The organism is Mucilaginibacter lutimaris (assembly GCF_042676625.1).
Lineage (GTDB): Bacteria > Bacteroidota > Bacteroidia > Sphingobacteriales > Sphingobacteriaceae > Mucilaginibacter > Mucilaginibacter lutimaris.
Genome location: NZ_JBHTIA010000003.1, coordinates 1605642 through 1619077, shown reverse-complemented (window position 1 = coordinate 1619077; position 13436 = coordinate 1605642). Strand labels below are relative to the sequence as shown.

Annotated in this window: 12 protein-coding genes; 8 read left to right on the top strand and 4 right to left on the bottom strand. The window is 41.2% G+C overall.

Features of this window, described 5'->3' with window-relative positions; genetic code table 11:
* Window position 1 precedes the first annotated feature (1 nt).
* Window positions 2-661 (bottom strand): ABC transporter ATP-binding protein, encoded by a 660-nt coding sequence (locus ACFQZI_RS08155; RefSeq protein WP_377140892.1) that lies wholly within the window; start codon window positions 659-661, stop codon window positions 2-4.
* Window positions 662-842: 181 nt separating this feature from the next.
* On the opposite strand from ACFQZI_RS08155, the gene sucC reads away from it, so the two are divergent.
* From sucC to nhaA, 4 genes are all read left to right on the top strand, one after another.
* A complete protein-coding gene (sucC, locus tag ACFQZI_RS08150) occupies window positions 843-2036 on the top strand; it encodes an ADP-forming succinate--CoA ligase subunit beta (RefSeq protein WP_377140889.1) in 1194 nt (397 codons plus the stop codon).
* A 238-nt stretch (window positions 2037-2274) separates the two neighbouring features.
* Window positions 2275-2805, top strand: a complete 531-nt coding sequence (locus ACFQZI_RS08145) for a YceI family protein (RefSeq protein WP_377140886.1) — start codon at window positions 2275-2277, stop codon at window positions 2803-2805.
* A gap of 120 nt (window positions 2806-2925) precedes the next feature.
* Window positions 2926-3546: an L-threonylcarbamoyladenylate synthase gene (locus ACFQZI_RS08140; protein WP_377140883.1), complete on the top strand. Its 621-nt coding sequence runs from the start codon at window positions 2926-2928 to the stop codon at window positions 3544-3546.
* Between the two features lie 33 nt (window positions 3547-3579).
* A complete protein-coding gene (gene nhaA, locus ACFQZI_RS08135; protein WP_377140880.1) occupies window positions 3580-4722 on the top strand; it encodes a Na+/H+ antiporter NhaA in 1143 nt (380 codons plus the stop codon).
* On the opposite strand, the gene trpA is transcribed toward nhaA, so the two are convergent.
* Window positions 4712-5482 carry a tryptophan synthase subunit alpha gene (gene trpA, locus ACFQZI_RS08130; protein WP_377140877.1) on the bottom strand — a complete coding sequence of 257 codons (771 nt, stop codon included), beginning with the start codon at window positions 5480-5482 and terminating at the stop codon, window positions 4712-4714. The genes nhaA and trpA overlap by 11 nt on opposite strands.
* Before the next feature lie 19 nt (window positions 5483-5501).
* Complete coding sequence (locus ACFQZI_RS08125) at window positions 5502-5957, bottom strand: hypothetical protein (RefSeq protein ID WP_377140874.1); 456 nt, start codon at window positions 5955-5957, stop codon at window positions 5502-5504.
* A 166-nt stretch (window positions 5958-6123) separates the two neighbouring features.
* Between ACFQZI_RS08125 and ACFQZI_RS08120 the strand changes: the two genes are divergently transcribed.
* Genes ACFQZI_RS08120 through lepB form a run of 4 tightly spaced genes read left to right on the top strand, consistent with a single transcriptional unit; the run spans window position 6124 to window position 11379 of the window.
* On the top strand, window positions 6124-7623 hold the full coding sequence (locus ACFQZI_RS08120) for a sodium:solute symporter (protein WP_377140871.1): 1500 nt from the start codon (window positions 6124-6126) through the stop codon (window positions 7621-7623).
* The gene (locus tag ACFQZI_RS08115; protein WP_377140868.1) at window positions 7620-9917 is read left to right on the top strand and encodes a family 20 glycosylhydrolase; all 2298 of its coding nucleotides are present in this window, start codon (window positions 7620-7622) and stop codon (window positions 9915-9917) included. The genes ACFQZI_RS08120 and ACFQZI_RS08115 overlap by 4 nt, the downstream gene beginning before the upstream one ends.
* 43 nt (window positions 9918-9960) lie before the next feature.
* Entirely contained in the window at window positions 9961-10668 is a 708-nt protein-coding gene (locus tag ACFQZI_RS08110) for an LOG family protein (protein WP_377140865.1), read from the top strand.
* Window positions 10669-10713: 45 nt separating this feature from the next.
* Window positions 10714-11379, top strand: a complete 666-nt coding sequence (gene lepB, locus ACFQZI_RS08105) for a signal peptidase I (protein ID WP_377140862.1) — start codon at window positions 10714-10716, stop codon at window positions 11377-11379.
* A gap of 57 nt (window positions 11380-11436) precedes the next feature.
* Here lepB and ACFQZI_RS08100 read toward each other — a convergent pair whose 3' ends face one another.
* Window positions 11437-13347 (bottom strand): TlpA family protein disulfide reductase, encoded by a 1911-nt coding sequence (locus ACFQZI_RS08100; RefSeq protein WP_377140860.1) that lies wholly within the window; start codon window positions 13345-13347, stop codon window positions 11437-11439.
* Between the last annotated feature and the right edge of the window lie 89 nt (window positions 13348-13436).

The following is a 13436-nucleotide window of genomic DNA, read 5'->3' as shown; positions in this document are numbered from 1 at the left end:
CTTATAAGGTATTTACAATTAAACCATCTTTCATTAATATCGTGCGGTCGCTCATGTCAGACAGGTCCTGGTTATGGGTTACAATTACAAATGTTTGGTTAAAATCATTCCGGAGTTTAATAAACAACTCATGCAGTTCCAACGCGTTCTTAGAGTCGAGGTTACCCGATGGTTCGTCGGCAAATATCAGCGTAGGATTGTTTATAAGCGCCCTAGCCACCGCGACACGCTGCTGTTCACCGCCCGATAGTTCGGCAGGCTTGTGAGTTACCCTATGGCCAAGGCCAAGCATCTCTAACAAACCGGTTGCTTTTTTCTCGGCATCGGCACGTGGCATACCCGCAATAAATGCCGGGATACAAACATTTTCCAGCGCGTTAAACTCCACCAATAAATGATGGAACTGAAATATAAACCCTATTTTTTGATTGCGAAACGCGCTCAGGTTCTTGTTGTTAAGCTTGCTTACCTCAATATTATCAATAAATAACTGGCCGCTGTCGGCATTATCTAACGTGCCTAGGATATTTAGTAATGAGCTTTTACCCGCCCCTGATGCACCTACTATGGTTACAATTTCACCGCGTTTGACTTCAAGGTCTACCCCTTTTAATATATGCAGGTTGCCGTATGATTTATTTATAGATAGCGCTTTAAGCATGGGCGAATTTAGTGAATAGTTGATTAGAGATCGGATATTAGTTGAATATTTTAACAGATGTTTAACAAAGCCATAGTTAGTATTATTACATAATTATTGCGATAAATATTACAATCTCTAATCTCGGGCCTCTAATCTCTAAAAACAAAATAGTAGCTTTACCGCAAATTCTTCAACAAATATGAACATTCACGAATATCAGGGCAAAGCGATACTAAAAAGCTTTGGCGTAAGAGTACAGGAAGGCATTGTTGCAGACACACCTGAAGAGGCTGTTGCTGCTGCTCAGAAAATGAAGGAAGACTTTGGGTCGGACTGGACAGTTATAAAAGCACAGATACACGCAGGTGGCCGCGGTAAAGGCGGTGGCGTAAAGCTGGCTAAAAACGCAGAGCAGGTTAAAGAGATTGCAGGCAAAATTATTGGCATGCAACTGGTAACCCCGCAAACCGGCCCCGAAGGTAAACTGGTTAAAAAGGTATTGGTTGCGCAGGATGTTTACTACCCCGGCGAGAGCGAAACAAAAGAATTTTATATAAGCGTATTGCTTGACCGTGCCAAAGGCCGCAACATTATCATGTACAGCACCGAAGGCGGTATGGACATTGAAGAAGTAGCGCACTCTACACCCGAGTTAATACACAAAGAAGAGATTGACCCTAAGGTTGGCTTACAAGGCTTTCAGGCGCGTAAAATAGCGTTTAACCTGGGTTTATCAGGCGATGCGTTTAAGGACATGGTGAAATTCATCACCGCTTTATACAAAGCATACGATGCAACCGATTCGTCTCAATTTGAAATTAACCCTGTATTAAAAACATCTGATAACAAAATTTTAGCGGTTGACGCTAAGGTTAATATTGATGATAACGCTTTGTACCGCCACCCGGATTACGCTGCCATGCGCGATACCGATGAGGAAGACCCTACCGAAGTTGAGGCAAGCAAAAGCAACCTTAACTATGTAAAGCTTGATGGTAATGTTGGCTGTATGGTTAACGGCGCGGGTTTGGCTATGGCTACCATGGATATTATTAAACTTGCCGGTGGTGAACCTGCCAACTTCCTTGATGTTGGTGGTACTGCTAACGCGCAAACTGTTAAAGCCGGTTTTAACATCATCCTTTCGGATCCTAACGTTAAGGCTATACTGATCAACATCTTTGGTGGTATTGTACGTTGCGACCGTGTTGCACAAGGTGTTATTGATGCTTACCACGAAATTGGCAACATCCCTGTACCTATCATTGTTCGTTTGCAGGGCACTAACGCTGCCGAAGCTAAAGAACTGATTGATAACTCGGGCTTAAAAGTTTATTCTGCTATCTTGTTAAAAGAAGCCGCAGACCGTGTTAAAGAAGTTTTAGCGCAATAATCGAAGTTATCTTCATAGCTATTGTAAGATAGTATTTGGGGAGCCCGCAAGGCTCCCTTTTTTTATTATTACTATATTGTTAATTTATACTTTTAGTCAAACAATACCCCTATCGGTCAGGTTATTTTGGTTATGTCTGTAAATTGTAATTCTTTAATATAATAATAGATGTTTAAACATCTATTATTATATTTGCTTCATATTAACAATCAAAAACAAAACAAAAACATAAATTATCATGGCAACAACTAAATGGGTTTTAGACCCAATGCACTCCGAAGTACAGTTTAAAGTAAAACACCTGGTTATTTCAACCGTAACAGGTTCATTTAAAACATTTGAAGGTTCGTTAGAAACTGAGAACGACGATTTTAGCGACGCTAAAGTTGAATTTTCTTTAGATGTAGACAGCATCGACACTAACCAATCGCAACGCGATGAACACCTGAAAGGTGCCGATTTCTTTGATGCGGCTACTCACCCTAAGATCAGCTTCAAATCCACCTCTTTCACTAAAGATGGTGATGATTATAAATTAAAAGGCGACCTTACTATAAAAGGTACAACCAAACCTGTTACACTTGATGTTGAGCACGGTGGCGTTGCTACCGATTTTTACGGCAACAATAAGGCAGGTTTTGATGTAAGCGGTAAAATTAACCGTAAAGAATTTGGCCTTACCTGGGATGGTGTAACCGAAGCAGGTTCTATCGTAGTAGGCGAGGACATTAAATTAACCGCCAGCATCCAGTTTGCTAAGCAAGCGTAATTGGTGATTAGCTACTGGTTGATTGGAGATAAGTGCTAAGTATATAAATTATAGAAGCCATTCGAAATACGGATGGCTTTCTCTTTTAAAACCAATCGCCGTTATATTTGCTTTATGATTATGCTTATACGTATCTACCCCGAAAACCCAAACGAAAAAGCCATTGAACAGGCTGCTGATGTGCTGCGCAAAGGAGGCATTATTATTTACCCTACCGATACTGTTTACGGTTTGGGCTGCGATATCACCAACCAGAAAGCGATAGAACGAATTTGTAAGATCAGGAACATTAAACCGGATAAGGCCAATTTCTCTTTTATCTGTTACGATCTTAGCCATATCTCGGATTATATTAAACCGATCGATAACACCACATTCCGTGTACTGAAGAAGGCTTTACCGGGGCCATTCACGTTTATATTTAACGCCAGCCACGCTGTACCTAAATTACTGAGCAGTAACAAAAAAACAGTCGGCATCCGCGTGCCAGATAATAATATCGCCCGCGAAATTGTAAGAGCACTGGGCAACCCTATCCTGTCAACATCCATCCACGATGAGGATGATATTATTGAATACTCTACCGACCCGGAGCTGATCCACGAAAAGTATGAAGATCTGGTTGATCTGGTTATTGATGGCGGCTACGGCGAAAACGTCCCTTCAACAGTTGTAGATTGCACCTTAGGCAGCTTCGACGTGATACGTGAAGGTAAAGGTAACCTCGAAGACTATTTATAATCTTATCTTTACAGCTTACCATCACTTTTACCGTTGACAAAATATATTAATCAGTTTCAGGAATTTATTCGCTCTAACGCAACCGGCGGTAACTTACTGGTTATATGTATTATTATTGCATTAGCTATTGCTAATAGTGGCTTTAGTACATCTTATAACACGGCATTAAAATTTCATTTAGGCCCCTATTCCACCATAGAGTGGATAAACGATGGGCTGATGGCCATATTCTTTTTACTTGTTGGCCTGGAGATAAAGGACGAAGCTTTAAATGGGGATCTGTCTAACATCCGGTCGGCAACCTTACCCATATTTGCTGCGGTTGGTGGCATGGTGTTACCGGCCTTATTTTATTACCTGGTTAACCACAAAACACCAACAGCAAGTGGTTGGGGTATCCCTATGGCTACAGATATTGCCTTTGTGGTAGCCATAATTAATGTAATTAAAAAGAAGGTCCCGCTATCTTTGCAGGTATTTATAAAAGCACTTGCCATAGTTGACGATTTGGGTGCAATTGTAGTTATAGCCGTGTTTTATTCAGCCGGTTTACATTCCACTTATTTGTTACTGGCGGGTATTACGTTTAGTGTGCAGCTATTATTAAACCGTTTTGGTGTGAGGCAACTTTGGGCCTACCTTGTGCCGGGCGTTTTTTTATGGTATTTTGTCCATCACAGTGGCATCCACGCTACAGTTGCAGGCGTTTTAACAGCTATGGCCATCCCCTACCAAGTAAAAGCCGACTATAGCCCGCTAAAAAAACTGATACATTTTTTAGAAAACCCTGTCAATTACATCATAATACCGCTTTTCGCACTGGCAAACAGTAACATCAACATAAGCGACGGACTTAGCGATGGCAACCACATCAATGCTTTATCGGCAGGTATATTGTTAGGTTTGTTGTTAGGCAAACCGGTGGGTATTACCTTGTTTAGCTGGCTCGCTGTTAAGATGCGCTTATCTCAATTGGGCCACAAGGTTAAGTGGATACAGGTTTGGGGTATTGGGCAACTGGCCGGCATAGGCTTTACCATGTCAATTTTTGTTACACTGCTTTCATTCAACGACACCGCAATTCAAAATCAGGCTAAATTCACTATCCTTATCGCCTCATCCATCGCCGCGTTTACCGGTTATATCTTATTAAAAAGTATAAAAACTAAGCCTTGATGCTTTGTATAAATGCCGGGATCTTATCCATATAATTATCCTCACCCAATAATTTTACAAACGCGCTTCCTACAATAGCGCCATTAGCGTATTCACAAGCTTTGCTGAACGACTGATGATCTGAGATGCCAAAACCTATAATAGTTGGATTTTTTAGCTCCATACCTTTAATGCGGTTATAATAATCTTCAATACTGTTAGTTAATTGTAAGTTACCACCCGTGATGGACGATGATGAAAGCAAATAAATAAAGCTGTTGCTCAGGGTATCTATCTTACGAATGCGTTCCTCTGATGTTTGCGGCGTAACCAGGAAAATATTGCTAAGGCCGTTTTCTTCAAAATGTTTGCTGTACATGGTTTCGTACTCATACATCGGCAGGTCGGGTACGATAATCCCGTCTACCCCTGCGGCGGCGGCAGCTTTGCAGAAACGCTCTACCCCATATTGAACAATTGGGTTTATATAGCCCATTAGTAAAACTGGCATACTCACACGGCTGCGCAGGTCTTTTAGCTGCTCAAATAATAAGCTAAGGTTCATACCGTTATCTAAAGCCGTTTGCGAGCTGTGCTGAATGGTTGGCCCATCGGCAACAGGATCCGAATACGGGAAACCTACCTCCAGGAAATCGGCTCCCGCTTTTTCCAATGCTTCGGCAATATCTACAGTGGTATCTAATTGCGGATAACCGGCAGTAAAGTATATTGATAGCAGGTGGTTATTCTTGGCGGTAAAAAGCTGATTGAGACGATTCATGGGAAAGTTATATTAAACACTATTTTACCAGGTATTGAATAATATCGTTACCATTTAAAGCACCATTAGTGTCCTTATAAGTATCGTTAATGTGTAACGTTAATTTTATTGTGGTTAACTGGTTTATAGTTGCTGTAACTACTTTGGCATTATGTGTAACGCCGTTTGAAACGTATGCATCATAAGATATTGTTAATACTTTGCCGCTAACAGTATATTTAAATGATGTATTGTAATCACTACCTGTGCCATTTTCAAGAAATTGCACCGACTCTCCGTTGGTATATTTGTTTGTTGTAGTTTCCGGCGGATTATTAGGGTGATTTACAGTTACAATTTCGCCCTGGTAGTTCCACTTTCCAACGATTGTTCCGGCTTGGTCTGTCGGGGCTGGGGTGTTGGAGTCTTTTTTACAACTAATAGTTGATGTGATAATTGCGGTAGCTAAAAAAGAAAATAATACAAGTTTTTTCATTGATAAGGTTTAAGCCACAAAAATATTATTATAAAACAGGTTTCACAGTTTTTTATCAAGATAATTTAAACCGGCCTTGTTAATGTACGCCTTGTATTATATACCTTAAACTACTACTTTAGGGCGGTTTGCTTGCAGGCAGGCTAAATATTTAAATTAGCAGAATATGTCTCCCGGAATACTACTCTCATTTATAATAGGTTATTTTTTGGTGCTTATGGTGATCTCTTACCTAACGTCAAAGAAATCATCAGACAACGATACTTTTTTTGTAGCCAACCGCAACTCTAAATGGTATCTGGTAGCCTTCGGGATGATAGGTACGGCGCTGAGCGGGGTAACCTTTATATCGGTACCCGGCAAGGTTGGCGCCCCAAGCGGCGACCAGTTCGCTTACTTTCAGTTTGTATTAGGTAACGCGGCGGGTTTTATTATTATAGCCACGGTATTATTGCCGCTGTATTATCGCATGAAGCTTACATCTATCTACAGCTACATTGAGCACGCGTTAGGTACATGGAGCTATAAAACAGCGGCGGGTATCTTCCTGTTAAGCCGCACCATAGGTTCGTCATTCAGATTATACCTGGTGGTTATCGTATTGCAAAAATTCATTTTCGATAACTATGGTGTGCCATTTGCGGTTACAGTATTAATATGTTTGGCGCTGATATGGTCATACACCTTTAAAGGGGGGCTAAAAACCATTATCATTACAGATAGCTTGCAAACCCTGTTCCTGGTATCGTCGGTATTCTTATCTATCTATTTCATTTGCGACAGTCTTAATTATAATATATTCCAGGCGGCCGAGGCTATTAAAAACAGCAGCTACTCCAAGATCTTCTTCTTTGACGACTTTCTGGGCAGCCACTTCCACTTAAGCAAACAATTCCTCGGCGGCATGTTCATCACCATTGGTATGACGGGCCTCGATCAGGACCTGATGCAAAAAAACCTGAGCCTTAAAAACATTAAAGAAGCTCAAAAGAACATGTTTAGCTTTACCGGGGTATTTGTGGTTATTAACATCTTCTTTTTAAGCGTTGGCGCATTACTTTATATGTATGCGCAACGTTACGGCATCAGCGTAGCCAAAACCGATTACCTGTACCCTACTATTGCCCTGCAATACCTGGGCATTATCCCGGCTATGGTGTTTATGCTGGGATTAACTGCAGCCACTTTTGCCACTACAGATTCAGCGCTTACCGCGTTAACCACATCATTTTGTGTCGACTTCCTGAATTTTAACAAGCGTGGTGATGTTAACAGCAAAAAAATGGTGAACGTTCGCCACTATGTACACATCGCATTTTCGGGCTTGATGTTTTTAACGATCATCGCGTTTAATGCCCTAAATAATGATGCGGTGGTAACAGCCATATTTAAAGTAGCTTCTTATACTTACGGGCCATTACTCGGCCTTTACAGCTTTGGTTTGTTTGTAAGTAAACGGCAGGTATATGATAAAGCTGTGCCGTTTATCTGCCTCATCTCCCCTGCTGTTTGTTTCTTCCTCAGCACAGAGTCAAAGAAACTACTGGGCGGTTATGTTTTTGATAACGAACTCATCATTGTGAACGGTTTAATTACATTTGTAGGCCTGTGGATCTGTTCCTCTCGAAAAATCATCACTGCAAAAGCTAATCCTTCTTTATCATGACTAAAATAGTCACTTCTAAATTGTTCCTGTTCATTCTTTTTTTAGGTTACTGCACTGATGTTAACGCCCAAGCCGATCATAAAGACATAGACATCATTCCTTATCCATCAACATTAACCGCCGGCGATGGTTACTTTTTAATTAATGCGCAAACTACACTTGTAGCTCCGTCAAGGTTTGTAAACGAAGCCGCGCAGCTTGCCAAACTGGTAAAAGCGGGTACCGGATACTCACTTAACAGAAGTACCCATTCAACAAACGTCATAAATTTTGTTTACGACAGCACTATAAAAAACCCGGAGGCATACCAGCTTAATGTTAAGCCTAAAAGTGTCACTATTACTGCCGGCGCACCTGCAGGCGCCTTTCACGCTGTCGAAACTATCAGGCAGTTATTACCAATTTCTGTTGAAACAGGTCAAAGAAACGCGACTGTACGCCTGCCATCTGTAAATATTAACGACCATCCTGCTTATGCGTGGCGTGGCATGCACCTGGATGTATCGCGGCATTTCTTTTCGATAACTTATCTCAAAAAGTTTATTGATGTAATGGCCCTTTACAAAATGAATAAGTTTCATTTGCACCTTACTGACGACCAGGGCTGGCGTGTTGAGATTAAAAAATACCCCAAACTTACCGAGCAAGGCGCATGGCGCACCTTTAACAACCAGGATACGGTATGTATGAAAAGGGCAGCCGAAAACCCGGACTTTAATTTTGATAATCAACACATCATCAAAAAAGATGGTAAAACGCTTTACGGTGGTTTTTACACCCAAAAACAATTAAAAGATCTTGTTGCCTACGCTGCTAATAAACACATTGATATTATTCCTGAAATAGATATGCCCGGGCACATGATGGCTGCTATTAATGCCTACCCGTTTTTAACTTGCAACAGCCAGAATAAATGGGGCGAGTTGTTTTCGACACCTATATGCCCCTGCAACGAAACTACATTTGATTTCGCGAAGGATATATACACCGAGATCATGGAGATCTTCCCATCCAAATATATTCATATTGGCGGCGATGAGGTTGACCGCCGCGATTGGGGGAAATCTGAAGCCTGTAAAGAATTAATGAAGCGTGAGGGTATAACCAGTTTACCCGACCTGCAAAATTACTTTATAGACCGTATGGAGAAATTTTTTAACTCCAGGGGCCGCAAACTTATTGGTTGGGATGAGGTGCTTGAGGGTAAAATAAGCTCGACAGCGATGATCATGTATTGGCGCAGCTGGGTGCCTGATGCGCCGGTTAAAGCAGCCCAAAATGGCAACCAGGTTATCATGACACCCGGCACACCGTTATATTTTGATTCGCCCGCCGATAAAAATTCCATTTATAACGTTTATCACTTTAACCCGGTACCTAAAAGTTTAACTACAGAGCAGGCTAAACTTATTATTGGCGCGCAGGCCAATATCTGGACAGAGTACATCCCATCCGAAAAGCGTGCCGACTATATGTTTATGCCTAGGATGACAGCGCTGGCAGAGATGCTATGGACAAATAAGCAAGACGATTATAAAAGTTATACCCAGCGCCTTATTCAGCAATATAAACGGCTGGAAGCACTGGATATAAATTACAGGCAACCCGATTTGGAAGGAATAATAGATAGCCGCGTTTTTATAACTTCAGATACTTTGAACATTCATTCACCGTTAAATACATCTGTTATAAGGTATACAACCAATGGTAGTTTACCTGACCAAAACTCTCCGCTGTTACGTAATTACGTTGTAAACCAACCGCAAACTATTAAGCTGGCTGCTTTTACCCAAAGTGGTAAAAGAGGCGATGTTTACACAATGAAATACTCGCAGCAAACACCGGCAGAGCCACAAAATGTTGCTGGCGTTGCCCCCGGCTTGTCAGCAGGGTACTATAAAGGCTTTTTTAACGGAACTACAAAGATAAAAGCGGGCCCTGCGGATAGCACCTTTATTACTCCAACTGTTACCGTACCTGCGTCTATTAAGGAGGGCTCTTTCGCTGTAAGGTACACCGGATATATTGATGTGCCGCAAGATGGCATTTATACGTTCTATTTAACTTGCGATGATAGCGGGGTACTAAGTATTGCCAACCGCGAAACGGTTAATAACGACGGGATGCACTCGGCGATTGAAAAAAGTGGCCAGGTTGCCCTAAAAAAAGGATTGCAACCATTTGCCTTAGATTTTGTTGAAGGAGGTGGAGGCTACACACTTAAACTACAATATAGTATAAATGGAAAAGAACGGGCTGATGTGCCCCGGGCGTGGTTTAAACATAGCCGCTAACATATAAAGCTATTAAGCATCATATTTAATTTTTAGTACTAACATGACTGGTGAAGAAAAAATAAGACAAGCATTTGAAAATAAAAACTGGCAGGAAATAAAGGTGACCGACTCCTGGCAGATCTTTAAAATAATGGCCGAATTTGTAGACGGCTTTGAGAAATTAGCTAAGATAGGCCCATGCGTATCTATATTTGGTTCGGCACGTACACATAACGATAACCCGTACTACAAACTGGCCGAAGATACCGCCCGACTGCTTACCGAGCGTGGCTACGGTGTAATATCAGGTGGTGGCCCGGGTATTATGGAGGCTGCAAACAAAGGCGCTTACGAGGCCGGGGGTAAATCGGTTGGTTTAAACATCGAGCTACCTTTTGAGCAATTTCATAATAAGTATATCGACAGAGATAAGATACTGGAGTTTGATTACTTTTTTATCCGCAAGGTAATGTTCATGAAATACTCGCAGGGCTTTATTATCCTGCCGGGGGGCTTTGGTACCATGGACGAATCTTTTGAGGCTATCACGCTTATACAAACCGGTAAAATTGCCCGCTTCCCTATCGTATTTGTGGGCGTTGATTATTGGGGCGGACTATTTAAATGGGTAGAGGAAAAAATGCTTGCACATGAGCATAACATTAGCCCGGATGACCTTAATCTTTATCGCGTTGTGGACACTGCTGAAGAGGCAGCGGAGCACATCTTCCGTTTCTATGACAAGTACGTGTTAAAACCAAACTTTTAAGAAATGCAATCCCCGAAAGGGGATTTTTTTTATTACATTTCCTCCATGAAAACAGCATGGAGCATCATAGGTGTTATTCTCTTTTCGTTTATATGCCTATGGTATATATTAAAGGCAACTTACATTTTTGCTATTTTTAATGTACCAACTGATGCCAATAAACCAGCATTAATGCCGGGTGATAAAATATATGTATCGCGCTTTGTAAAGCCTGGCATCAATAAACTTTTATTGTTGGAAAAAAGAGGCGTTCCATTATCAGTATTTAGGTGTATTGGTGCGCCCAATGATATTATTGAGATTAAGATGGGCTTATTATATAGAAACGGGAAACAAATAAATGAGCCCCTTATATGGAATGAATACCTTATAGACAAACCAACATTGAAAAGCATTATGGGATATGTTGCCAATAAGGGTTACGACTTGCATACCGTAAACGATAGCATTGTAAGGATAGCTATATCTAAAAACGACTTAAAAGATCTAAAACTTGGCTTGAGGCAATACGTGGCTTCAAAAGATTCTGTTAATGAAATGATCTTAAAAACATATCCCGGCACTACATATAATGAGGATAATTTTGGCCCTGTTAAAATACCCGCAAACAGTTATTTTGTACTGGGTGATGACAGACACAATGCTGCTGATTCGCGATACATTGGGTTTATCAAAGCAAGTGAAATTAAAGCTACCGTTATAAATAAGTAGTGCCAAAAAAGGCCTTTCTGGTTACGAAAGGCCTTTTTACATAATATAGTTTAGGTGTTATTTGAGCATAGATACTTTTGGAGCGCCGGCAACCGCTGCATCCGGGTTAGTAGTAAGTTCAACCATGTTGGTTACCTCATCAAGCACCGCTTCTGAAGAGCCGGAGTAACCCACATATTTAAACCTGATATTCCCATCTTTATCAATTATAAATTTTGTTGGTATACCAGTTACCTTAAAGTCTGATACTACTTTAGCCTGCTTGCCGCCGGCATCCTTTTCATCCATTAATACATGGAAGGTGTATTTATTATCAGCTATAAACTTTTTAACTCCCGGCAGGTAGTTGTCACCATTTTCCCAGGTGTCAATAAACAGGAACTTCACATTAGGGTTATCCTTAAATTTATTCACCGCCATTTGCATGCCGGGGAAAGATGCCTTACATGGGCCACACCATGTAGCCCAAAAATCTATAATAACAACTTTGCCTTTAAGGCTGGCTAACGATACCTCTTTACCATCAAAATCCTTTAGGGCGAACGCAGGCGCGGGTGTGTTGATCATTTCTTTGGCAAGTTTCGCCTTGCCCATATCGCTTTTCTGTTTATAAAGGCCGGCAACGTATTCATCATACCCGGCGTTGCTGCCCTTAACTTTGGGGTATGCTATAGCAAGTTGTGCTTTTAACACATCGGAGCTTTTACCTGCAAGGATCGATTTCTCTACTACTTCCTTTGTTTTTGCGTACAGTCCGTTTGCATTCAATATCATGGCATAGTGCTCATTAATCTCTGCATCCTGGTATTTCATCCCGTCGTAAACATCGTCCTGCACTTTTAATGCTTCGGGGTATTTACCCTGATTAAACAAAATAAAGGCATAGGTATCGGCATTATTCCTGTACGTTGCCCTGTTGTTCTCTCCTATTTGCTTTGCTGTCATATATGAACCAGCTTCAGCATTTTTAAAGTCGTTATCTAAAATATCTAAAGATTGTTTAGACAATACAGCCGCCTCGTCAAGGTTTTCGCCTTTTTCGGCCATAGCCCATGCGGCACTATTCAGCGCCATTGCCAGTTGCGATTTGTTTTTTACCTGCGCGGCCCACTCATTATATTTTGCCATATTTCCGGCTCCAAGGTAAGCTGATGCAATCTGCATCCTGAAATTATCCTGAATAGTGTTCTTTTCATTTTTCTCTGAATATTTTGCGCTGTATGCTGCATACAGCGCTGCTTTTTTAGTGGCATCGCGCTCCACATTTATTGCCATTCCCGCGGCGTTTTGCGCTGCTTCGCCATTAGGGAACTTAGCCATAATTACGGCGTTTAACGAATCATAAGCGGCCTTATTTCTCAACCTGTTGTAAAGAGCTGTGGCCATCATCATTTCTTTCTCGCTGCCACTTCTTGACCATTCCGCAATTTTATCCTTAACGATTTTTTGACTGGCATCGTCCTTTAAGGATGATGCCATGGTTAAATAAATTACGCCAAAATCCTTTTCACTCTGAGGGTACAATTCAAATTCCTTTTTGTAAAGTGTAAGCGCTTCCACCGGGTCTGTTTTTAGCTTACTAAAGTAATTGCCCATGCCACTGCCTATAAGGTAGGCCTTCATAGCATAAGCGCCGGGAACAGGTTGATTACCCTTATCGTTCACCAGATATACATAACCTTTTTCTGTATTATCATCTATTGCTTCACCATCGTTCATTTTAAAAAACAAGGTTTTTGTATCTGCAGGTACGGTAAACTCCCCCTTAAAATCTGTGCCGGTTTTTGTTAAAACAACGTCCGAAGCCGGGTTACGCTTATCATCTAAAAAGTAAACGGTCGCCTTTATATCCTGCTTCCCAACCAAAGGTGTGCCTGCCGGGTTGTAGGTAAAATTTATCTTTTGTCCAACAGATGGTGTTTCGTCTGAAAGTTTTAAATGAGTTGTTTGAGCGAAAGCACTGTGCATCAACAAGGCACAGGAATTGTTAGGATTAGGTTTAGTGTTTTCATATGATAACTAATTTTTTAGTCAATTTAAGCATTTAGAATAATTAC

What these genes read in the sequence shown, in the direction of transcription:
- ACFQZI_RS08115 (WP_377140868.1), top strand. Translation starts at nt 7,620, where the DNA reads ATGACTAAAATAGTCACTTCTAAATTGTTCCTGTTCATTCTTTTTTTA.
- trpA (WP_377140877.1), bottom strand. Translation starts at nt 5,482, where the DNA reads ATGAATCGTCTCAATCAGCTTTTTACCGCCAAGAATAACCACCTGCTA.
- ACFQZI_RS08100 (WP_377140860.1), bottom strand. Translation starts at nt 13,347, where the DNA reads ATGCACAGTGCTTTCGCTCAAACAACTCATTTAAAACTTTCAGACGAA.
- ACFQZI_RS08140 (WP_377140883.1), top strand. Translation starts at nt 2,926, where the DNA reads ATGCTTATACGTATCTACCCCGAAAACCCAAACGAAAAAGCCATTGAA.
- ACFQZI_RS08120 (WP_377140871.1), top strand. Translation starts at nt 6,124, where the DNA reads ATGTCTCCCGGAATACTACTCTCATTTATAATAGGTTATTTTTTGGTG.
- ACFQZI_RS08110 (WP_377140865.1), top strand. Translation starts at nt 9,961, where the DNA reads ATGACTGGTGAAGAAAAAATAAGACAAGCATTTGAAAATAAAAACTGG.
- ACFQZI_RS08155 (WP_377140892.1), bottom strand. Translation starts at nt 661, where the DNA reads ATGCTTAAAGCGCTATCTATAAATAAATCATACGGCAACCTGCATATA.
- ACFQZI_RS08125 (WP_377140874.1), bottom strand. Translation starts at nt 5,957, where the DNA reads ATGAAAAAACTTGTATTATTTTCTTTTTTAGCTACCGCAATTATCACA.
- lepB (WP_377140862.1), top strand. Translation starts at nt 10,714, where the DNA reads ATGAAAACAGCATGGAGCATCATAGGTGTTATTCTCTTTTCGTTTATA.
- sucC (WP_377140889.1), top strand. Translation starts at nt 843, where the DNA reads ATGAACATTCACGAATATCAGGGCAAAGCGATACTAAAAAGCTTTGGC.
- ACFQZI_RS08145 (WP_377140886.1), top strand. Translation starts at nt 2,275, where the DNA reads ATGGCAACAACTAAATGGGTTTTAGACCCAATGCACTCCGAAGTACAG.